The organism is Acinetobacter sp. YH12068_T (genome assembly GCF_024606005.1).
Taxonomy (GTDB): domain Bacteria; phylum Pseudomonadota; class Gammaproteobacteria; order Pseudomonadales; family Moraxellaceae; genus Acinetobacter; species Acinetobacter amyesii.
Window position 1 is genome coordinate 2,036,670 of sequence record NZ_CP094555.1, and the last position, 23,072, is coordinate 2,059,741.

The 23,072-nt window shown below is 39.9% G+C and carries 21 protein-coding genes; 7 read left to right on the top strand and 14 right to left on the bottom strand.

The window, feature by feature from the left end; translation table 11 throughout:
* Window positions 1–21 precede the first annotated feature (21 nt).
* From MST18_RS09895 to MST18_RS09940, 10 genes are all read right to left on the bottom strand, one after another.
* A complete protein-coding gene (locus MST18_RS09895) occupies window positions 22–1,197 on the bottom strand; it encodes a CynX/NimT family MFS transporter (protein WP_180088538.1) in 1,176 nt (391 codons plus the stop codon).
* A gap of 309 nt (window positions 1,198–1,506) precedes the next feature.
* Window positions 1,507–2,517: a sensor domain-containing diguanylate cyclase gene (locus MST18_RS09900; RefSeq protein ID WP_180132981.1), complete on the bottom strand. Its 1,011-nt coding sequence runs from the start codon at window positions 2,515–2,517 to the stop codon at window positions 1,507–1,509.
* A gap of 248 nt (window positions 2,518–2,765) precedes the next feature.
* Window positions 2,766–3,032 (bottom strand): gamma-glutamylcyclotransferase family protein, encoded by a 267-nt coding sequence (locus MST18_RS09905; RefSeq protein ID WP_257227503.1) that lies wholly within the window; start codon window positions 3,030–3,032, stop codon window positions 2,766–2,768.
* 69 nt (window positions 3,033–3,101) lie between these two features.
* Window positions 3,102–4,022 carry a LysR family transcriptional regulator gene (locus MST18_RS09910; RefSeq protein ID WP_180132980.1) on the bottom strand — a complete coding sequence of 307 codons (921 nt, stop codon included), beginning with the start codon at window positions 4,020–4,022 and terminating at the stop codon, window positions 3,102–3,104.
* Window positions 4,023–4,266: 244 nt separating this feature from the next.
* Window positions 4,267–5,982 (bottom strand): AAA family ATPase, encoded by a 1,716-nt coding sequence (locus MST18_RS09915; protein ID WP_180003112.1) that lies wholly within the window; start codon window positions 5,980–5,982, stop codon window positions 4,267–4,269.
* 96 nt (window positions 5,983–6,078) lie between these two features.
* Window positions 6,079–8,094 (bottom strand): hypothetical protein, encoded by a 2,016-nt coding sequence (locus MST18_RS09920; RefSeq protein ID WP_180132979.1) that lies wholly within the window; start codon window positions 8,092–8,094, stop codon window positions 6,079–6,081.
* Window positions 8,095–8,306: 212 nt separating this feature from the next.
* Window positions 8,307–9,074 (bottom strand): 1-acyl-sn-glycerol-3-phosphate acyltransferase, encoded by a 768-nt coding sequence (locus MST18_RS09925; RefSeq protein ID WP_180132978.1) that lies wholly within the window; start codon window positions 9,072–9,074, stop codon window positions 8,307–8,309.
* Window positions 9,075–9,085: 11 nt separating this feature from the next.
* The gene (locus MST18_RS09930; protein ID WP_111885081.1) at window positions 9,086–10,201 is read right to left on the bottom strand and encodes a beta-ketoacyl-ACP synthase III; all 1,116 of its coding nucleotides are present in this window, start codon (window positions 10,199–10,201) and stop codon (window positions 9,086–9,088) included.
* Between the two features lie 30 nt (window positions 10,202–10,231).
* Entirely contained in the window at window positions 10,232–14,119 is a 3,888-nt protein-coding gene (hrpA, locus tag MST18_RS09935) for an ATP-dependent RNA helicase HrpA (RefSeq protein ID WP_218952702.1), read from the bottom strand.
* Between the two features lie 529 nt (window positions 14,120–14,648).
* Window positions 14,649–15,092 (bottom strand): hypothetical protein, encoded by a 444-nt coding sequence (locus MST18_RS09940; RefSeq protein ID WP_180132976.1) that lies wholly within the window; start codon window positions 15,090–15,092, stop codon window positions 14,649–14,651.
* Between the two features lie 356 nt (window positions 15,093–15,448).
* Between MST18_RS09940 and ahpC the strand changes: the two genes are divergently transcribed.
* The 3 genes from ahpC to MST18_RS09955 all read left to right on the top strand — a co-directional run bounded on the left by ahpC (window position 15,449) and on the right by MST18_RS09955 (window position 17,206).
* Window positions 15,449–16,012: an alkyl hydroperoxide reductase subunit C gene (gene ahpC, locus MST18_RS09945; protein WP_078193727.1), complete on the top strand. Its 564-nt coding sequence runs from the start codon at window positions 15,449–15,451 to the stop codon at window positions 16,010–16,012.
* A 291-nt stretch (window positions 16,013–16,303) separates the two neighbouring features.
* Entirely contained in the window at window positions 16,304–16,780 is a 477-nt protein-coding gene (locus MST18_RS09950; protein WP_111885085.1) for a hypothetical protein, read from the top strand.
* A 219-nt stretch (window positions 16,781–16,999) separates the two neighbouring features.
* Entirely contained in the window at window positions 17,000–17,206 is a 207-nt protein-coding gene (locus tag MST18_RS09955) for a KTSC domain-containing protein (RefSeq protein WP_078189026.1), read from the top strand.
* Between the two features lie 85 nt (window positions 17,207–17,291).
* Here the strand turns inward: MST18_RS09955 and MST18_RS09960 are convergent, their stop codons facing one another.
* Both MST18_RS09960 and MST18_RS09965 read right to left on the bottom strand, forming a co-directional pair.
* Window positions 17,292–17,885 carry an O-methyltransferase gene (locus tag MST18_RS09960; RefSeq protein ID WP_180132975.1) on the bottom strand — a complete coding sequence of 198 codons (594 nt, stop codon included), beginning with the start codon at window positions 17,883–17,885 and terminating at the stop codon, window positions 17,292–17,294.
* Between the two features lie 57 nt (window positions 17,886–17,942).
* On the bottom strand, window positions 17,943–18,161 hold the full coding sequence (locus MST18_RS09965) for a DUF1653 domain-containing protein (RefSeq protein WP_078189028.1): 219 nt from the start codon (window positions 18,159–18,161) through the stop codon (window positions 17,943–17,945).
* 283 nt (window positions 18,162–18,444) lie between these two features.
* Here MST18_RS09965 and ahpF point away from each other — a divergent pair, with 283 nt between their 5' ends.
* The 3 genes from ahpF (at window position 18,445) to MST18_RS09980 (ending at window position 20,947) form a co-directional block, all read left to right on the top strand.
* Window positions 18,445–20,010: an alkyl hydroperoxide reductase subunit F gene (gene ahpF, locus MST18_RS09970; protein WP_180035992.1), complete on the top strand. Its 1,566-nt coding sequence runs from the start codon at window positions 18,445–18,447 to the stop codon at window positions 20,008–20,010.
* Between the two features lie 266 nt (window positions 20,011–20,276).
* Window positions 20,277–20,519: a hypothetical protein gene (locus tag MST18_RS09975; RefSeq protein WP_180094142.1), complete on the top strand. Its 243-nt coding sequence runs from the start codon at window positions 20,277–20,279 to the stop codon at window positions 20,517–20,519.
* A gap of 233 nt (window positions 20,520–20,752) precedes the next feature.
* Window positions 20,753–20,947, top strand: a complete 195-nt coding sequence (locus MST18_RS09980; RefSeq protein ID WP_180106699.1) for a hypothetical protein — start codon at window positions 20,753–20,755, stop codon at window positions 20,945–20,947.
* Window positions 20,948–21,016: 69 nt separating this feature from the next.
* Here the strand turns inward: MST18_RS09980 and MST18_RS09985 are convergent, their stop codons facing one another.
* Together MST18_RS09985 and MST18_RS09990 are read right to left on the bottom strand one after the other, a co-directional pair.
* Window positions 21,017–21,664 (bottom strand): LysE family transporter, encoded by a 648-nt coding sequence (locus tag MST18_RS09985; protein WP_180003124.1) that lies wholly within the window; start codon window positions 21,662–21,664, stop codon window positions 21,017–21,019.
* A 145-nt stretch (window positions 21,665–21,809) separates the two neighbouring features.
* Window positions 21,810–22,382: an FxsA family protein gene (locus MST18_RS09990; protein ID WP_180133532.1), complete on the bottom strand. Its 573-nt coding sequence runs from the start codon at window positions 22,380–22,382 to the stop codon at window positions 21,810–21,812.
* Between the two features lie 131 nt (window positions 22,383–22,513).
* Here MST18_RS09990 and ruvC point away from each other — a divergent pair, with 131 nt between their 5' ends.
* Window positions 22,514–23,059, top strand: a complete 546-nt coding sequence (gene ruvC / locus MST18_RS09995; RefSeq protein WP_078189034.1) for a crossover junction endodeoxyribonuclease RuvC — start codon at window positions 22,514–22,516, stop codon at window positions 23,057–23,059.
* The last annotated feature ends 13 nt before the right edge of the window (window positions 23,060–23,072 follow it).

Consider the following 23,072-nt stretch of genomic DNA (forward strand, 5'->3'; position numbering starts at 1 on the left):
ACATAGCGGTTTAACAAAATTTTAATTTGAGCCATGCTGCATTTGAAATAAACGTCGACTAAGCATGATTCCAACGAATGATAATGCTGACATCAATATACCCGCCCAAAACCACGCTCCAGTTTGTGAAACCACAGTGGCAATCACAGGTGGCAGAACAAATTGTGATATGGCAGAGCATTGTAAAATCATGCCGACCGTCGTACTGATTGCCGCAGGATAAGGTGCAAAATGTAGTGCTTGCGCAAAAACCGTCGCAGCAACTAAGCCTCCAAAAAGCGAAAAACTGAACACCGTTAAATATTGCAGTAAAAACGGTAACGCATCTTTAAAGAGATAAAATCCTAAGGAGCAAATGATCAAGACGGCAAAACCCAGTTGGACTAAAGTTTTAGCTTGAAAACCACGCTGTAATAGCAGTCCACACCCCCATGTGCCCACAGCATTCGCAACGGCAACACTGGCTGTTAAAGCACCCGCCAGTTCTGCTGAAATTTGGTTTTGGGCATAAATCATCGGTAAGAAGCCCACCAATGCAAACCACTGCCCTGCATATGTCCCAAAAATGAGCGCCAAAAGCCATGCTGCAGGATGTTTCAAAGTATCTCTAATGAGACCAATAATAGGTGTTGTATTCAGCGCCACATTAGGCTGAGGAATAAACATGGCGATACAGAGTAGTAATGCTGCAGTAATCATAGCGAAACTGAGCCAAACCACACTCCAACCATATTGAGCAATTAGAAATGGCGCAACCAATAATGCTATCCCCATACCTCCGCCCATATAAGCACTCCACAGTCCCATCTTTGCGCTGATGTGCTGTAGCGGTACAAGCTGACGGATAAATGCAGGCCCTGTGAGTGTCACCAATAAGAAGCCAAATCCTTCTATGACACGCAGTAGCAACAAGACATCAAAGCTTTGTGCAAAGCTCCCCCATGCACTTGCTATCGTTAATAAACTTAAGCCCAGTAAAATACACAGCTTAAATCCAATTTTTTGGATATAACTGCCAATCAACAATGCAAAGCACATTCCTGCGCCCTGTACCAATGAAAGCAATAAACCAGATTGAATAAAGCTAATGCCGAGTTGCTGCTGTAATACAGGTATTGCGGGCGGTAGTTTCCCGATATGCATTGCAGCAATAAAACCTGCCGCAATAATGAATAAATCTTTTGACATTCCTTTCATTGAATTGTCATGCTCTTTTCGCCATGCAATAGTGCACAGCTTAACAATTCAAAATATTATTTTGAGTCAAAAAACAAATGACCTTAGATGATTTTTCAATTATTTAATCATCTTGCACCGTCACATGCTAAGCGCACTTTGATTTAAATTAAACAACGATACTTAGTCATTTCATCTGCATTTGTTTGAGACAGGACAAGTTTTCATCAAAACGTTTTGCGATACTTTAGATAATATGAAGGTAGTGAACGAATTTACCTGCATAACTATGAGTGAATTATTTAAGCAGTGAGATATTTAGGCAGTGAGTTATTCAATATTTACTTGTTTCCGTTCACGCTTATTGGCGTACATTTTTAAATCAGCCATTTCGACCAATTGATCGATGGATTCGGCATCCTCTGGAAATAAAGCCATGCCAATACTAGCACCAATTTTCAAGCTCATTTGCTCGAATGCAAATGGCAGTCCGCAACTTTCTGCGATTCGATTCATCGCCTTTTGCGCACGCTCTAAGTTGGCAATATTGGTTAAAATCACAGCAAATTCATCACCGCCCAAGCGTGCAACCAAGTCATCTTGACGCGTTTCACGCAAAATGCGCTGCGCGATTTCTTTCAGTGCAGCATCCCCAATGCGATGTCCAAACTGATCATTAATCGGCTTCAGACCATCCATATCAATCATCAAGATACCCAACACTTTTTTCTGCGCACGTGCTTTTTCTATCCCTTGGCGTAAAAAGTCGACAAACAAAGCCCGATTAGCTAAGCCTGTTAAGCTATCTTGCGTCGCCAATTTATATAGCTCTGTCGCACCGAAACGTGTCGCATGGTACATCGCCGCAGCGATCAACTCAGACATCAAACTCAATATATGTAAATCAGCTTCCTGAAAGGCATCGACTTGGTCAGAGTAAATCTTTAAAACACCGACACCTTCATCACAATGAATCAATGGCACTACTGCCATCGAACGCAATCCAACACGTTGACATGCCACGCGATCTACCCGTGCATCTGTTTCCGAATCTTGGCAATACAGTGTTTGTTTTTGCGCTATACATAGACCCGATAAACTATTTTCAATATGTAGTCTTAAACCCAGTAAATGGCTCGCCCCGCCAGACACTGCACGATAGACCATATCACCATCTTCAGCCAACTCTACAACTGCACCTTTAGCATGTGTAATCTGCTGCGCCTGTTCTGCGACCACGGTCATCACCGCATTTAGATCTAAACCCAATTTGGCAATAGCTGTCTGCGTTTGAATCACAGACATGAGTTGAGTTGGTGAGGGTTCTATAGTATTCGGCATGATTGAGCTCAAACAGGTTTCAGTGTGAGATACAGCTCAATTCTAAAAATTATTCATCCACTTGTATAGCAATCTTAAAGTGATTTCTGTGAATTCAAGCACTTTAGATACAACTCTTTTAGATACGGCTCTTTAAAAAATTGCACTCAAGGAAACAACAGAGCAAGCAGAATCATCGATACACATATCGAAGGTTGGGGAAAGTCATGATGTATGGCCCACGTATTTTACGACTCTCCCTCACGATATTATTTCAACGCGTAAATTTCACTCTGCATCCATTCTCCGCCTTCCAATTGCACATCTACAGCCTCACGTTGGTATTCAGCCCCTTCAAATTCATCTAAAGCCGCCCAATGTGCTACTAAATTTTCAGAGATAAAAACATAGCCTTCAATGGCTTGACCTGCCTTCGATAAACGAATACCCGGACTGCCCATCGCCGCACCCCAGCCTTTATGTTCTAATTCACCCCAAACTACACCTTTCTTCCACTCGCCACCAATACGCTCCATCACGTGTGCATTGGGCTGACCTAGACGTCATGTCCCGTATACAAAAAGACTCTGAGTCATAGCTCCTCCTTAGTTGGAATAATATTGATTGCGCTTTTGTGAGAATTTGGCCAACTGTTTTAGGAAGCCTTCAAAATAGCTTTTTTCAGCCTCTTCGGTACGATAGCCTGCGTACAAGGTCCGTCTTAAACCTTCAGGTGAAACACAATCTAAACGTCGAGAGGTCACCCAACCTTTTTGTTCATATTCATTTACCACCCAATCTGGTAATGCCGCAATACCACGACCACTTGCAACCAACTGAATCAGCATCTGGGTCAAATCTGTAGTACGAACGTGTTTAGGCTGAATATTGGCCGGTAAAAATAATTTTGCCATGATATCTAAACGATGTTTATCGACCGGATAGGTAATCAGCGTTTCTTCTGCTAATTCTTGAACAGTCACATTTGTCGCACGAACCAATGGATGTGTATTCGACAATACCAAACGAGACTCATATTCAAAGATTGGGAAATATTCCACACCTTTTAAATTAATCGGATCTGCCGTAATCAGAAGATCAAACTCGCCCGTTTGTAATAGTTCATGCGGATTGGCTTCAAAGCCAGATGCAAAGTCTAAATCTACATCGGGGTATTGCTGACGGTAGACATTCAATAACGGCATCAGCCAGTCAAAGCAACTATGACATTCTGAAGAAAAAATAATTCGGCCAGTTTGACCATGCACAATACGTGTAATGTCCGATTGCGCAATTTGAACTTGCGGCAAAATGTCATCGGCAAGGCGTAGTAAACGTTGCCCAACATTCGAAAAAGACACAGGACGTGTGCGTCGGTTCACCACCTCTACCCCATACCAATGATCTAGCTCTTTCAACTGGTGTGAAAGTGCAGAAGGCGTTAAACACAGATCATTAGATGCAGCGACCAAAGAACCGTGTTCTCTGAGTGCCAATAAGGTTTTGAGATGGCGTAATTCCAACATGATTGTTCTCAACTAAACTTGGGAGCAACTTTGCAATCGAATAGTTTTCGCAAAGCATTAATGAATTATACTCATCTTATCATTATTTTATTAAGTTTTATTCATTTAAAGTTTTATTTGGAACTTTAACCACCAATTCATCGTTTTTAAGCAGATGCAAAGGATGAAAATAAACACGATGCCCCTTATTAAAAAAGCCAGATTGATCAATCTGGCTTTAAATGTATGTAATCCAAAGAATGTGTTATTCCACAAATAATAAAGCCAAACGAACTTGGTCATATCCCATGCGTGGACTGGTCAACTCCACAATTGGGCGCAGCTTAACCGTGCCGTCATCATTATAATGTGCTGGGTCTTGTCGTTTCGCCAAACGTTTATAGATTTTACGCACCTGCTCAACCACGTCTTCTCCCGGATGTGCCACCGATATATCTAAACCTTGCTCTTTTTGCAGACGAGCCAAATGGTTAATAATCGTAGCAGGTGTTAAACCACGCTCCACTGCAATATCTTGAATTTCATAACCTTCCTCAAACAACTCCCGAGTTTGATCTAAAGTCGCTGTGGCAAAGCTTTGTTTCGCACCAGTTTTGGCAATTTTCTTTTCATTGCGCTCGATTTCCACTTCATTCAGAGTTCCGCCACAATGGCGAATAAAGGCTTTGTGTTGAACGGTTAAATCGGCCTCTGCAAAATTGGTTTCCGCTTCGTCAGAGAGTTCCTGAAAGCGTCGATCAGCTTTAATGGCCAAACTGTCGAGTTCTAAGGCTTGTTCATTAAAGCCAAGTAAACGCAGACCATCTAATGTTTTTAAACGAGACAATGCCACATACCCCTGACCTTTCTCAAAAGTATGCGTCAAGTTAATTTCAGCCGCTGCAAGGGTCATCCCTTGAGATTTATGAATGGTGATCGCCCAGGCTAAACGCAGGGGAATTTGTTGGAAACTGGCAATGGTTTTACCATCATCATTATCGACAGACCATGTTTCAGGTTCTACCACCAAGGTCGTGCCATCAGTGAGTTTTACTTTAGGCAAGATGCCATATTCATCATCTTCTTCAAAACCTATCACTTCACCGAGGCTGCCATTGATATAGCCCACGTCAAAGTTGTTTTTTACAAACATCACTTTGGCATTTTTCTTTAAGGTCAAAGTTTCCGGCGCACGCACTGAAGATTTTAAGGTTTCGATCAGTTTATCATTACCATCACATTGGGCATCAAACTGGCGAGATTCTTGCTCAATTTCATTTAGATGTTTATAGTTAATACTATCTACATCCATATTATGGGTATACAAGCGCGTAAAGGTTTCACCTATATTTTGTGAACTTGTCTGCCTTAAAGCATGCAAATGATCGCCAGTAATTTGCTGAGCACGAATCGCATTTAGAATATCATTGAGATAGTCATTACCCTGACGATGTTGTTCGGTCAAATAACACACGCGAAACTTCGCTTCTACCCATGCCTCAGACATAAAGCAAAACTTGTCACGGTTTAATTCACCTTTGCGTCCCACAGGGGGTAACTGGAAGAAGTCACCTGCAACAATGACTTGAATCCCCCCAAAAGCATCTTCACTGTCTTTAAAAAATTTTAAAACTTTATTCACCAAGTTTAATTGCTTGGCATGCAACATCGAAATTTCATCGATGATTAAAACTTGGGCATTTTCCAAATGCTCTTTTAAATATTTACGTTCTTTTAAGCGCTTTAACTCATCTTCGGAAATCGCATCTTTAATCCCAATCCCTGCCCATGTATGAATTGTCATGCCATTCATATGGGTTGCAGCAATCCCTGTAGAAGCCGTAATTGCCACCGGCACTTTGCGCGCTTTCAGATAATTGATGTACTGATTTAAAGTATAAGTTTTACCTGCACCAGCCGAACCTGTTAAAAACACATTTTCGCCTGCTTTGAGCAGCTTGAGTGCAGTTTCTTGTTTCATAAGACCTATACCGTAAAAGAACGGCTATAGCCTAACGATTTTTGACTCAAAAGTTAAGCGCACAACATAGTTTACTAAATCCGTATTTTGCCAATCTTACTTTAAGCTATTGAACCTATTTAAAAATTCTTTGGCGATATTTACTTTTTCTATTTCTGCTTGGGTATTATTTGAATACTCGAGTTGATCAAAAACCAAAATGTGGTTTTGCACATGACAGCCCAAAGTCATCGATACATGCAAAATGGTATGGTACATATGAAAAGCTACATATACTCTTGCAATGATACTGGCGCTATAACTTGATGCCAAACAATGTTTAAATTGAATAGATTCATCAATAATTCGATCGATGGTTTTTAATTCTTCAAAGACCCACTCTTGAAAATAGATTTTGTCTTCTGTTGTAAATGGCTGCCAAACCGTTGTCGCAAATTGACGCTTTAATTGAGTTAACACTTCCTGCTTTTGTTGCTTGGCATGCCAATGCACCGCCTGATGAAAGACCCCATTCCAGGTAATATTTTTAGGGACTATATGACCTGTAGAATAAGTCGCACTAACATAGTCACGCACATATGCATCAAATACAGATACTCTTAAATTAGCATGCTTTGAATAAAATAAATTTCGAAAATCCTGCAGTTGAATTTTATGTTGTCGTAAAACACTTAAAAATTGGCGATTTTCTTGGGTTTCTGGACGGATATAATCCATCAAAGCCTGCGGTAAATGCTGCGTACAACGTACTAAATGCTGCAGATAGGCCTGCATAATACGGCTCAAGGGTAGATAGACTTTTTTTATAGCCTGATCCTCTGCCCCCAAAACCTGTCGCATTAAGATCAACCACTCATCTAAATACAAAATCGATGGGCTGATCACTACACGATGATCATCATGCTGCTGATATTTTTGGTGTAAAACAAACTGTAGATTTTTTTCATGATTAAACCAATCATGTTCATGCGCAATCGTATGGCAATTTTGAATAAATAAGCGCGCTGCAACAAATTGAAAATGTTGTAAGGTCGCAAGAATCAATGCGGGATGAATATGCTGCGTATCGACAAAACTTAATGCCGTCACAACCACTCGTACATTACTGTGTTGAAAATTACGACTCAGCCAATCCAATACTTCGGCTGACTGCTTGAACATCCATCGCACTGCACGGTTGTTATCGAGTAAAGGGAGTTTTCCACATTTTTTTTGCCAAATTGCTGTGGCTTGCACAAAATTGCTATGGCTTAATATGTCCTGCTCTGCCCAAACATCCCGATGCATCAAACGAATAAAACCCAACAAATTGGGACGCTCATATGCATGGTCGAGCAACAAAATAATATCTTCTATATGTTCATTTAATTCTTGTAAATTGAACCGATCTTCATAACTCAAACTCATGATCCGGTAAATCGTTGGATCTAAAAATTGTGCTGTAGCAAAACAAATCTCGTCCAAACTATCCATCAAGAGCTGTATCGGCAATATTTCAGCTTCTGTAAGTGAATGAAGCGCAAACATCTGCTCAATCTTTTGCATCAACCAATGTGGTAGACAGATTTGGCATTCGATATACGTTTGTAATAGCGGCGTCTGATAAATCTGCTGCTCTTGCATCAGCTGATCAAAAATTTGCGCTTCAACTCCTGTCATCTGTGCTAAAAACTGCTGAACACGCGCTGGCCCATTTAGATGTTGAAAAACGGACTGTAAGATCAATTGTCTAAATTGCTGTGCTTTTTCTCTGAGCAAGAGTGAATGTTGCGGCTTTAGGTCGCCAGTAAAAAAATACAATTCATGAAATAAGAAATCTTCTACTACTTCAATACATGGCTCTGTCGAATGCAATTCAACAATTTTGATGGGTCTAAATGGACTTCTAGGAAACTGATAGCCAATCGATTCACGGCTTTGTAGTTGTAAGGTCCACAGCCCATTACACAGTTGAATGCGGTGCTGCTCTTGTTCAATTTTAAAGATATTTTGTGAATTGAGTGCTGTAGCAAGTTCCATTTGCTCTTGATACAACTGCTTTAAACTTGGAGATATTCGAATAAGTTGCCGAGCAATATGCTCAAGCTGCGGGGTCAAGCTTTTCTTTTCCATCTTCCGCCCTAACGATCGTTGATTATTTTTCAACCTTCACTATAGTCAAAGTTTAATTCTCCGACTACTGCCATTAATCAGCCAAATAGCTGTACAAAAGGTCAATAGAAAGGCGTTCAATAAAAAAATCTAAAAGCTATTGTTGTGACAAAATTCACCATGATTTTGAGCTGTGACGAATAAAAATGGATGAAGTTGAAGAGTAGTCACTATTATTGATCTGTAGAATGTTGTTCTGAACGGATTTTCTTAAGCTGTTCTATCGCAGTGTAAATATCTTGTTGTAGTGCCTCTCGATAGAGCTTTAAATCTTCCACACTCTGAATATGACTCAAACTTTGACGGGGTAAAAATTGAAAATAGAATGGAATGCGCTTGGGGATAATCCGTTTGGGTAAAGACGGAATCACATCACCATGACGTAATAATTTATCGATTTTTTGTATTTTTAATAGTTGTTTAAACCAACGATGTTCAACGATCACACTGGCATCAAAGCCCAGTTCAAAGACTTCATCTCCACCTAAAGCGGCAAAAGGCACAATGTCATAATTAAATTCTTGCGCCAGTTTTAAAAAGCCATAACGTTGCTTCCAGATCAGTTGATAGGCTTCCCCTTTTCGCTTCAAAACCTCTCGACCACCACCGGGAAAAACTAAAATGGAATAACCTTGTTGCATCACTATTCTGACATAGTCCTGAATGCCTTGGACTGCACCGAACTTTTTGACCATGCCACGCCAACCGGGCAAATAAAAATGGCTATGATCAGCAATACTGACCACAGCCACTTTATGTTCATTGTAGAGATAATCAATAATCACCGGTGAATCGAGTACACCGTAAATTGTATGATTCCCTACATACATTGCAGGTTTTGATGCATCAATATATTCAGCGCCAAAAAAGGTCGGCGTGAAATACATGCGGGATAAAGCGCTTAAACGCTTTATCCATTTTGCATCATGTTCAACCTGCATATGTGCTGACCTTAGGCAGCATCATGTTTTTGAACAAGTACAGAACCTACTGAGTAGCCTGCACCAAATGAGCAAAGTACACCATATTCGCCATGGTTTACTTCATTCGCAGTACGGTGCAATGCAATAATGACACCTGCTGATGAAGTATTGGCAAATTCATCAAGAATGATTGGCACAAGGTCTGGCTGAGCATGTTCTTTACCCACAACCAGTTTCAGAATCAATTCATTCATGCTGGCATTTGCTTGATGTAACCAGAAGCGTTTTACATCTGTTGCCGCAATTTTATTGTCATCCAATTGCTTAGTGATCATTTTCGCCACTAATGGACACACTTCTTTAAATACTTTACGACCGTCTTGACGGAAACGGTTGTTGTCGATGTCAGCATCGACTTCACTCATATTTAAGTAACCGAAGTTGTTACGAATGTTGTTTGAGAACTGAGTAAACAGGTCAATATCCAACACTTCAAAACCAGCTTTGGTTTCAGTTTCTTCAATGATCGAAGCCGTTGCAACGTCACCAAAGATGAAGTGACAGTCACGCATACGGAAATCTGTGTGACCAGATGTGATCTCAACGTTTACCAATAACACGCGACGAGCGCCTGATTTGATCGCGTCATAGGCTTGCTTGATACCAAAAGTTGCAGCTGAACATGCAACGTTCATGTCATAGGCATAACCCTGAATACCCAACGCAGTTTGAATTTCAATTGAAACAGCTGGATATGCACGTTGAATATTTGAACAAGACAAAATCACTACATCGATGTCTTCTGCAGTCACGCCTGCATTTTCCATCGCTTGTTTAGCAGCAGCTACGCCCCATTCCGCTTGAATAGACAATTCATCATTTGAACGTTCATGCAATACTGGACGTAAACGTTTTGGATCTAAAATACCGCTTTTTTCAGCAACATAACGTGCTTTTACGCCAGATGCTTTTTCGATAAATTCTGCACTTGAACCACGGCGCGCTTCTAGCTCACCGGCTTCAATTTTTTCAGCATTATCACTGTTGTACTGTTCCACATAAGCATTTAAAGCTTCAACTAACTCTTCGTTAGTAATTACGTCTTCTGGATGATAAAGACCTGTACCCGTAATGCGGATGCCCATGTAAAACTCCTTTTAGAAAATACCTATATCTTAACTGATTCCGAGCTTATCCCATACTTTTTGCAAGCGGGATGGAGAAATTGGCATCTTGGTCTTCATTGGTTGAGAGAAAATAGAGATGCGTAACTCCTCAACCATGAAATACAATTCTTTAAGGCGAGTGTCATTTTTAAACTTAAATAATTTTTCCATCCATGGGTCAACTTGATCAATGGCAGAATTGTCCCTTTGTAGGTTATTTGGCAAGCGGTCTAAACGCAAGACTAATGCCTTCAAATATCTTGGAAATTCGAGCCACACATCGGAAGTTTTGCCATAAACAAAATCTGAAAGTTGCATCAAATCGAGTTGATCTTCAATGTCATCAATGTTCTTTCCAAACACAGAATCATCTAAAACCAACAATTTCCGACGTATATCCTGCCATTGAATATAGGTTTCAGTTAAAACGGCTAATGCTTGTTGCCCATGGGTTAAGAAAGATTTCTTTACATTTAAAATCAGGTTTTGGTACTCCTGCACATTGACAGGTAGCTCATTTATTGCAAGCTGAAGTGTGGCATAAACTAACATTTGCTCTAGTTTGGCTTTGTCACCTAGCGGTGAATAAGCCAATGCCAAGGGTTTAGAAATCTGTTTTTTCAACTGACGAACTAAGTCACCCAACTGCATATGAATCAAACGAATGATCCCTTCGCGATGTTGTTTGACTGCTTCAAATTGGTCATTGAAAGTCTGAATCACCACACCCGATTCGTCTTTGGCATCCAACTCCGCAAAGCTTTTGACTGGAACAAGCGCTTGATATTGTTTCACCACCACACCCGTGACTTTTTGTGATGCTTCGAACACAAAATTATCAGGGAAGGTTTTAAACTCACCTTTTAACTGTTTGACTGGGCTATGAGTTTCCGTACGACAGCGTGCTTTGAGTTCATCTAGATCACGACCTTGCTCAATCACACGGCCTTTTTCATCAATGACTTTGATTAAAGGCAGCAGATATTGCTCAACACGTTCCCAAGAAAAGTCCTTATCTGTGATTTGCTCACCACGCAGTTGGAACGCCAAGAAACTAAAAATATGCTCGCGCAAATGCACGGCATCGACACGATCCATTAATTTACGAGCCGTATCTGGTATTGGCACCAAGTGACGGCGTTTATCCTTAGGCAGTGCTTTAAGCAAGGCTTCAATCAGGTCTTGTCGCCAACCGGGTATGCCCCATGACCAAATATTTTCATCCACTTGCGGCAAAGCTTGAACTGGAATTTTGACCGTTGCACCATCTTCATCATGACTTGGGTCAAAACGATAACTTGTAGCCAAACGCAGTTCACCATTTCGTAGGTAGTCTGGAAATTGCTGGGTCGTTGGACGGTCATTCATCCAAAGCGCATCATCATCGATAAATAAATACCGTGGATTTTTAGGTTCTACAGTTGCACGCCAGTCTTCAAAACTACGACGACTTGCCACCTCTTCAGGCACTTTTGCAGCATAAAATTGGTAAATGGTTTCCTCATCCACGACCAAATCACGACGACGCAGTTTATCTTCAACACGCTCAACTTCTTCGAGTTTTAATAAATTGTGTTTTAAGAACGGCGGCGTAATACCCAAATGTCCCGTCGTCAACGCATCGCGTAGGAAAATTTCATGCGCAGCCGGATGATCCACTTTTTCATAATTTATCTGACGACGTGGCTCAATAATCAAACCAAACAAAGAAATTTGATCATAAGCATTCACCACACCAGCTTTTTTCGACCAATGCGGCTCAAAATAATGATGCTTCAATAAATCGCCTGCAGCCAATAAAATCCATTCAGGTTCAATTTTCGCCAATGTACGAAGATATACCTGAGAGGTTTCCACCATCTCAAAAGCCATGACCCAAGGTGTATTGGTTTTATGCAAAGTTGATGCAGGGAAAATACGTGCCTTTTGCTGACGCACTGCCATGAACACATTACGTTCATCGGTTTTGTTGGCAATAAATGAAAGTAAACCCGTTAATAACGCACGGTGCAGATTTTCATAATTGGCCTTCTTTTCATTAAAGGACAGTTTTAAGCCCTGAGCCAAATCCACCAATTGCTCATGGGTTTTTTTCCACTCACGGAGGCGTAACCAACTGAGGAAATGGTTGCGTGCAAAGGTTCGACGCTTATTTTCACTCATGTCACGATTTGCGACTAGAGCTTCCCATAATTTAATATAGAACAAGAAATCCGAGTCAGCTTCACGGAACAAAGCATGTTTCTGATCGGCCTGCATTTGTTTATCCGCAGGACGTTCACGTGGATCTTGTACCGCTAAAGCAGCGACAATAATCAAGACTTCATTTAATACGCCAAAATGCGCTCCACCCAAAATCATCCGTGCAAGACGTGGGTCGATCGGCATTTTCGCCATTTGCTGACCAATTTTGGTTAAAGCACCATTTTTATTATTCGCATGTTTTGTGCCTTGTTTTGCTTGGTTTTCCGAAGCAACTTGCGGTGCATACGCCGATTTTTCTTTTAAAGCACCTAATTCAATTAACAGCTTACGACCATCATTCACCAAACGATGATCTGGCGGCTCAATAAAATCGAAGTCTTCTAATTCACCAAAGCCCAAACTTTGCATTTGCAAAATAACCGAGGCCAAGTTGGTTCGTTTAATCTCCGGTTCGGTAAATTCAGGACGACTCAAAAAGTCTTCTTCTGAATACAGTCGAATACACACACCCGGTGCAATACGACCACAACGACCTTTACGCTGATTTGCTGCCGCCTGTGATACAGCCTCAATTGGTAGACGCTGTACACGTGAGCGATAGTTATAACGGGATATACGTGCAAAGCCACTATCAATTACATAGCGAATATTCGGTACAGTTAAAGCCGTTTCTGCCACGTTGGTGGCAATAATAATACGTCGCCCACCGCCTGATGGATTAAAGATCTTTTGCTGTTCTGCCAAAGCCAATCGAGCATATAAGGGTAAAACTTCGGTATGTCGTGGCCCAAACTTTTGCAGTGTTTCCTGTAACTCACGAATTTCTTGTTCAGTGCTGGCAAAAATCAAAATGTCGGCATGTTCAGGATGACCTTTTTCCTGCGCATCTTGAAAACATTCTTCTACAGCTGAAACCACGGCACGAGGTAAATTTTCTTCAAAATCGTCAAACTCATCATCATCACTACCGACAATGCTCAGCTCTGAAATCGGACGATAACGGAGTTCTACAGGGAAGCTTCGACCTTCGACCTCAAAAATAGGTGCCCCATTAAAGTAATTCGAGAAGCGATTTACGTCTAATGTCGCTGAGGTAATAATAACTTTGAGATCTTTACGACGTGGCAAGAGCTGTTTGAGATAGCCCATGATGAAGTCAATATTTAGCGAACGCTCATGCGCTTCATCGATAATAATCGTGTCATATTTATTTAAGAATCGGTCATTAGCCAGTTCAGCCAATAAAATACCATCGGTCATTAACCGAACGATGGAATCTTGTGAACCTTGTTCATTGAAACGAACTTTAAAGGAGATCGACTCCCCCAGCTTTTCGCCCACTTCTTCTGCAATACGTTGCGAAACACTACGCGCTGCTAGTCGACGGGGTTGAGTATGGCCAATCAAACCTGTTAAACCACGACCTGCAAGCATGGCAATTTGAGGCAACTGTGTGGTTTTACCCGAACCCGTTTCACCTGCCACAATAATCACTTGATGCTTTTGAATCGCTTCAATTAGTTTGTCCGCATACTGCGTAACAGGTAAGTCTTGATTTAATTTAATATTGGGAATGCGGGCAATCCGTTCGCGCACTTTCGCATTCGACTTTTTAAACAAATCTTGAAATTTTTCAGGATTGGCTTCTTTGCCTTTTTTCAGCCGACTTAAGCGATGGCGATCACGAACCATGACCAATTGATCGACATTTAACTGACTTGGCACAGATGCATTATCCTAATAATTAAAATAGAACCGAATATTTTACGCTGTATGTAAAAATAGTGAAAGATGAATCTATTTTTTGCGTGCCTGAAACCAATAGGTAAAGCCGAACAGAATAAAATGATAAAAAACTAAAATTGCGGCCAATAACCAATAATTGCCACATGCTTCTATACTGTCATGTAATAGCTGATAAAATGGCACTGTATAAAACATACTCAATGGCACAATTAAAAACATCAATAAAATGAAAGAGATGACCAAAAAATGATGAACAGATTTTGCTAAGCACAAAAAAATTGAGAATAAAAAGCAAATCAACGCAATAAAAATAAATAAAATAGGTTCATCCGATGAAAAACCATTCATTTCAGCATAATAAATAATTTGATTCGAGCTAGCATCTTGAAAGCACATTCTTGAGTCATCCAGTATAGATAAAATGAAGCAACATGCTGACAAGAATAGGCAACTCAAGCTTATCCATTTGGATGCTTTATCCATTAGTTTCAGTGCCATAGAAAATATAAACGAAACTAAAAATAATAAATATGCTCTGCCCGATCACCCATGCGAACAACCAACCATTATGACAATAAACAATACTGTCATAGATAATTTTTGAAATTGAAGCAGTTTCTATCATTAAAATGATGATGAATTGAAAAATCGCATATAGCCATAATATAACCACATACCAAGCACGTCTAAATGATAGCAACAGTGGGAAAAAAAAGAAGATTCCAACGATTCCCATGGTACTCAATAGCGTAGGATCATCTGATGAAGTTCCTAATAGTTCATTAAAATAGGTCGCTTTTTGAGGTTGCAAGTATTCATAGATACATAAATTTGTACCTGTGTCTTCAACTTTAAGAATACATAGTGATGCAAGTGCAAGACTGAGAATGGCAATGATACGAAAAAATTGACTAAGCACCTGATCAAATCTGGAGTCATTTTATGTTCATGCCATCTTATATGAACAAATTCTATAATTTGAAATATTTTTTATAACTTTTTTAGAGATCACCCTTGAAATCTTATGCCACAAGCATCATGTTGGTTACAGATTTTAAAAAGATGATTTTGTCATTTTACTTTCAACTTTATATGGCATTGATATGGCTTATATCGAATGAAATAATGATAAATAATCGTTATTGCTGAAATAGTTCTGGAGTGTACTAATTCGGATTTTCCGATATTAGTTATGTAAAAATACTATTTCAGCAATAAGAAAAATTTCTGTACCCTATTGGAAATCAAAAACAAACCTCAATCATGGAGACAATGATGAGCTTAATTAATACTGAAGTTAAACCGTTTAAAGCACAAGCATTCCAAAATGGTCAATTCATCGAAGTAACTGAAGCTGATCTTAAAGGTAAATGGTCTGTTGTATTCTTCTACCCAGCTGACTTCACTTTCGTTTGCCCAACTGAACTTGGTGACCTTGCTGACAACTATGCAGAATTCCAAAAACTAGGTGTTGAAATCTACTCAGTTTCTACTGACACTCATTTCACTCACAAAGCTTGGCACGATTCTTCAGAAGAAATCAAAAAAATCCAATACGTAATGGTTGGTGATGCGAACTGGACTCTTGCTAAAAACTTTGACGTATTAATCGAAGCTGACGGTCTTGCTGATCGTGGTACTTTCGTTATCGATCCAGAAGGTAAAATCCAAATCGTTGAAATCAACGCTGGTGGTATCGGTCGTGATGCTCAAGAACTTCTTCGTAAAGTTAAAGCAGCTCAATACGTACACGCTCACCCAGGCGAAGTTTGCCCAGCTAAATGGAAAGAAGGCGACGCAACTCTTGCTCCTTCAATCGACCTAGTTGGTAAAATCTAATCTGTATTAGATTGAACTGATTCAAAAACCACGCTTTTAGCGTGGTTTTTTTGTGCCTATTATTGGCGAGCAAGTACCTCTTTGCACCCTACGTAGTTCACACTTTATTCCTACAACTTTAACGCTCAAGCACATTCCACATATCTGTAGATATTCATCAAGTTAGAGCTTACACAAATATAATAAAAATGCGCCGCAAACTTGATTGTATAGGCTTACATATTTGCCGGTATTTCAGTATTTTTAACATGAATTTTAGGTCAATTGCTTATTTCAGGAAGATGTAAGCCCATGAAAAAATATTTCGTCTCGATCAGTTTAACTTTATGTTCGTTTACAACTTTTGCTGCCGTGAACTGCGAAGGTGAAATTAAAAACCAAAGTATTCGTGAAGATATTAAAGTCAAAAAAAATTGTCAGCTTGAAGGTTTAATTGTTCATGGTAATATTATTTTAGAAAACGGTGCCAGTGTTGAACTGCATGACAACCACATCAAAGGCAATATTGAATCGAATAAAAATTTTACCAAGATCATTGCCAATCATAACAATATCAGTGGCAATGTCGATTTTACGACAGGGAAAAACATCCAACTCCTCAATAACCAAATTTCAGGCGACCTGAAATTAAAGAAAAATAACGGCAATATTGTTCTAAATAATAATGAAATCGCAGGTAATTTGATTTGTCTTGAAAATGCTTTTTCAATTAATGGCAGTAACAACCAAGTCAAAGGCAATAAATCTGAACAATGCCGTAGTTTTTAACTCCCCCGACACCAACAAGTGAGAATGACGTTTATGGCATTTCTCTGAACTGGCATTATTTTTATCAAATTAGTTGATAAAGAAATGAAAAAAATGTGAGATAAAACATTATTTTTTAACAATTCTGCAATACTCCATGCCCTAAATTTGTCTTAATTTCAAATGAGATAAACCTTTAACTGCAGTATGACTATAACAACGCAATAAGGGGGGTGGCTTATGACAACAACTGTTGTAACTTCTTGGAAATACAGTTCTTCTTCACGTTACTTAAAAATATTTTATGCGAATGGTTCTGGGGATCTCTTTTATCCAGTTTCACCTTTTATTTATGATAATTTACTTCGATGTAGTGATAAAACGGCATTTGTCCACAAATATCTAGAATATGATCTACATTTTTCACGCGTAAGCTTACAGGGTTAAACCGCTACAAGCTCAGCGCTATAGCAACAGTATTTTTACTAATTAAAAAAAAAATTGATCAAATCAGGGCTGAATGCCCTGATTTTTAGTTGCGCCAAGTCACCATAAAGAGCCCTGCGCCCACATTTAATGTCATACTGATAAAACGATCATCCGCTTCAATGCGTTGGATAAATTCAGCGACCTCATCGGCATGTGACAGCACATTGTCCACGATCAACACGCCATTTTGAACTTGTATCAATTCAGCTAAATATGGCCAATACGCGATATACGCATCACGTTCTGCATCCAATAAAATGAAATCATAACGCTGATTTAACTGCTGTAAAAAATGCAGCGCATCGCCATGATGAAATTCGATGTATTCGGATAAAGCTAAATTTTCCGCATGCTGTTTAGCTTGTTCGATACGCGCTGCATCAATTTCAATGGTTTCGACTCGCCCTTGTGTAGACTGGGCAGCATCTGCCAACCACAGCGTGGAATAGCCTGTAGATGTTCCAATTTCCAAGATCTGTTTGGCTTGTTTTAAGCGAATTTGCATAGCCAAAAACAGTGCAGACTCAGGCTCAATATTTCGGTAACGCGCAAGTCGGTGATTTTGCGCAGCATCGTGAGCACTAAAGTCTGCATAGAGTTGTTGCATATAGTTTTTAAAATTTGCGTCCATGCTCATGATTCTGTCCTTTTGTTATTTCTTTCATATTTAAAGATTAAAGTACTAAATGTCTGCTCAGTGGGTTTCTTGGATCAGTTTAAAACGTGGAATTACTTCACCATCAATTTCAACGGTTTCCATAAACATCTCTAAGGGTCTGACCCACATGGAATAGTCGTCATACAAGCACTGATAGACCACAACTTTTTCACGCGTTTCACTATGTGTTGCAACATGAAAGACTTGATACAACTGACCTTTATAATGCTGATAAATTCCCTGTTTAACCTGCATGCCATTTCCCTAAAAAGTTCTCAATACAATAGCGTTGACTCTAGCATTGTCTTGCTTAAAGCGCGATGAATTCGTTCATTTTTCCACTATTTAACTTGTATTTCTCGATAGTGGCCCAATATTGACTGCATTCACATCGGTATATTCTTATGATTTAGAAAGAAATTTAATCAATTGATTTGTAAAACCGATTAATTTTATAAAAACAAACCGTTTCACCTATTTAATGGTTTGTTCTATCATTCTCTCATCAAATAAATTTACTCCTCTGGAGACGTTAGCAATGTTAGATCAAAATACTTCTGCTCAATTAAAAACCTTACTTGAACGCCTTGAAGGCCCGATTGAAATCGTCGCGACTTTAAACGGCACGGACAAATCAGACAAAATTAAAGAATTGGTAACTGAAGTTGCTGCCTTATCTGATTTAGTGACTGCACGTTTTGACGGTAACAACAGCCGTGCGCCAAGTTTTGGTATTGCAAAAGCAGGTGAAACTCCACGCGTATTCTTCGCAGGTCTACCGATGGGCCACGAATTCACATCTTTGATTCTAGCTTTGCTACAAACTTCAGGTTATGCACCGAAAGTTTCTGACGAAGTACTGAACACTATCAAAGGTCTAGGTCTTAAAACTGACTTTGATGTGTTTGTATCTTTAAGCTGCCATAACTGTCCTGACGTGGTTCAAGCACTTAACTTGATCGCAATTTACAACCCGGGTACAACTGCAACCATGATTGATGGTGCATTCTTCCAAGACGAAGTGGAAGAACGCAAAATCATGGCTGTACCGATGGTCTTCCAAGACGGCAACCACATCGGTCAAGGTCGTATGACTTTGGAAGAAATCATTGCTAAATTAGACACCAACTCTGCTGCAAAAGATGCTGAAAAGCTAAATGCCAAAGAAGCATTTGATGTCCTTGTGATTGGTGGTGGCCCTGCGGGTAATACTTCTGCAATCTATGCAGCACGTAAAGGCATTAAAACCGGTATCGTGGCTGAACGCATGGGCGGTCAGGTCATGGATACCATGGACATCGAAAACTTCACGTCGATTCAAAAGACTCAAGGTCCTAAGTTTGCTGCTGAAATGGAAGCACATGTACGTGAGTACGGTGTGGACATCATGAACTTGCAACGTGTATCTGACATCAAAGGTGCAGATGAAACAGCCAATGGCTTGGTTGAAGTGACTTTAGAGAATGGTGCAAAACTTGAATCTAAAACAGTGATTCTTTCAACAGGTGCACGCTGGAGAGAAATGAATGTTCCAGGTGAGCAAGAATACCGTACACGTGGTGTTGCATACTGTCCACACTGTGACGGTCCATTGTTTAAAGGTAAACGTGTTGCAGTGATCGGTGGTGGTAACTCAGGTGTAGAAGCGGCGATTGACCTTGCAGGTATTGTGGAACATGTAACGCTAGTTGAGTTTGATACTAAGCTTCGTGCTGACCAAGTCCTTCAAGACAAGTTAAACAGCTTACCGAATACCACTGTAATCATGAATGCATTGTCTACAGAAGTGGTCGGTGATGGTTCACAAGTGACTGCATTGAACTACAAAGACCGTGCAACTGATGAAATCAAAACGATTGAATTGGCTGGTATCTTTGTACAAATCGGTTTGTTACCAAACACTGATTTCTTAAAAGAAACAGCAGTTGAACTTTCAAACCGTGGTGAGATCGTAATTAACGAACGTAACGAAACCAATGTGAAAGGTGTATTTGCCGCAGGTGACTGTACAACAGTACCGTACAAACAAATCATCATCGCAACAGGTGAAGGCGCGAAAGCATCATTGTCTGCTTTTGATTACATCATCCGTTCGGGTCAATAATTCAGTTTAAACAGAACAGCAAAAGCCAGTTTTCGAACTGGCTTTTTTTATGACTGAAAATTCATCTCTTGTTTCATTTATAAATTATTAATAAAACAAATATTTAACTCTCTGACGCTTTTCACTTACACAATAATGAGCAAAACAAACCGTTTAAAACTTGTACAGCAGCTTATTTGCACATTAAGATAAAACAATCATCACGGATTGATGGTTGACAATAACAACAAGAATGTTGGTCAAATTGGACTAAATGGAGAATAGCAATGCACTATCAATATCACTGTGCTTGTTGCAATAAAGTATTGGCTTCAAGCGATAAAGAATGTTCCGAATGTGGCTCGCATAATATCCGTAGCCCATATGGCTTTTGGATATTTTGCATACTCAGTTGTTTGGCTGTTGCCATTCTATTTAAGAGTATCCAAGTGTATTTGCAACAGCACGATACTGAAGCGACAACCCAACTCAACATCTTTGAAGTACTCAAGCAAGATGGTAAAAATTAAGTTTTTTTACAACAGCCAAATACAGCCGTATGAACAGGCTGGCAATGTGTGAAATTTAGCCAAGCTAAATCCAAGCACTATTATCCAGTTGCTTTAAAGTCATTCAAAGCGAGAAATTAAAATGATGAAAGCCTGAATGATTTCAGGCTTTTTATGCCCTTGCGCTGCCCTGCTCACTTATCTTCACGAGGAAAATTCTTTAAACTATGACAATAGCAATGAGGTTATAGACGATGGTGCAGTTAATCAAAAAAGGCGGTTTACGTGAACGCGCCAATCGTAGCCGATCATACAAAGGCTCTGAAAATACCGAAACCACCCTCAAACCGAACCGTTATCGTGATCATGCTGAAACTACCAATGTTGCACAAGATCCATCAAATACAGCACCATCTAAAGACCAAGATCAAACCAATCCAGAACAATAAAATTGGCACATAAAAAAAGCCAAGTTCTAATACTTGGCTTTCGCTTTGCTGACAGCAATATGTTTGCAGCTATTGAAGATTGAACATTCTAATTGCGTCGAACCACAGCCAAATCGCAAAAATTAAAAATAACGCCCCTGAAACCACATCAATATAACTACCCGAACGTTGGTAGAGTGCTTTAATTTTAGGCAAAGACATAATCATCATAAACAGACTAAACACAATAAAAGTTTGAATCGGAATGATGACAGCAAGCTGTGCTTTTAGGTTACTACTGGCTGATGAACTCAACGCCAGTGAGAACACACTACTAAAATAGATCAGTGTTTTCGGATTGGCTAAATTCGTAAATAAACCTAATAAGAAATAATTTTCAGTATTCTGCTGACTTAAGGCCTGCCCATCTTCTAAATTGGCTGTTTGATTTAAACTTTTAAGCCCACCACTAAACATCGCCCAACCCATTTTCGCCAAGAAAAACCCACCAACAGCCATTAAAACTTGTTGTATCCATGGAAATTGCTCAACCAGAACCGTAAAGCCCAATAAGGTTAAAACGACCCACACCACAATCCCGACAGAGATCCCCGCAATAATTTTTAAGGTATTTGCACGCGTTGTTGATGCTGCACTTTTAGCAATTAATAATACATCTGGACCGGGACTCAACTGCGCAACAAAATGAAGCGCACAGATGGTGAATAACAGTGACATGCAAGCTGATTCATTTGAATTAAAACGTGAAGATTATATCGCTTGTTCAATTTTTTTGTTGGCAACACAAGGTTTATTTTTTAGGCCGTATCAAAATTTACGCAAAAAAAGCCGAATACACATTCGGCCTTTCATACTGAGTTGCTTATTTTTTATTGACATCTTTCAGTTCAATTTGTTTCGCATCTGGCGTCACTTCACGAGCTTCACCATCAATAACGGATGAATCATGGCCTGATTGCTGATTTTGCATATCTTGCATTTGACGCATCATATCTGCAAATGGGTTCTGACCTTGAGCACCGCCCATGCCTCCCATATCGCCCATCATGCCACCCATCATTTTTTCCATCATGGCTTGTTGACGCTTCATCATGGTTTTCATCATGACCGCTTTCATGGCATTTTGTACAGGTGGAATCAAAATAAGTAGTGCCATAATATCTGAGATTAGACCCGGCAACAGCAATAAGAAACCAGCCAAAATTTTAGGTAAGTTTCCAGTTAAAGCTGGATCATTACTCATTTGACCTGCTTGCATTTGCTGCATTTGAGGCATCAGACCTGATGAATATTTACGGATAATATTCATCCCTATAAAGAAGGCTGCCACGAACCAGAAAAAGACATACCACATGCTGCCGACGAGGTCGCCCACACCGATCCAGACAAACACTTCCAGGATCAAGCCTGCTAAAATCAGAAGAAATAATTTCATGAAAATTAAACAAATCTCAGTAAATTAATTTAAGGTGTTGCGTTCAACTGCTCAATCACTATCAAGCTTTTTTGACACGCTTATGTAACAATATGGGCATATTTTTATTTTTAAAGGGCAAATAGGCAAACATGTCATTAATTATCGGTATTGACCCTGGGTCGCGCTTAACTGGTTACGGCATCATCGAAAAGGATGGTTCTAAACTACGTTTTGTCGATGCTGGCACCATTCGTACCGAAACAACAGAAATGCCTGAACGCTTAAAACGTATTTTTGCTGGTATTGATCGCATCGTAAAGTTTCACGGGCCTACTGAAGCTGCGGTTGAACAAGTATTTATGGCTCAAAACCCTGACTCGGCCTTAAAATTAGGTCAAGCACGCGGTGCTGCCATTGCCGCTTTAACCAATTTAGATTTACAAGTCGCTGAATATACTGCACGTCAAATCAAACAATCTGTGGTCGGCTATGGGGCTGCTGATAAAGAACAAGTCCAAATGATGGTTATGCGCATTCTGAACCTAAGCATCAAACCCCAGCAGGATGCAGCCGATGCTTTGGCTGCCGCAATTTGTCATGCGCATGCGTCCGGGAGTATGAGTAAAATGGCTGTACTGAATGCCTTAGGTGGTATGGCTCGTGGCCGAAGCCGTGTAAGCACTCGACGTCGATAAATATTCGTCAAAT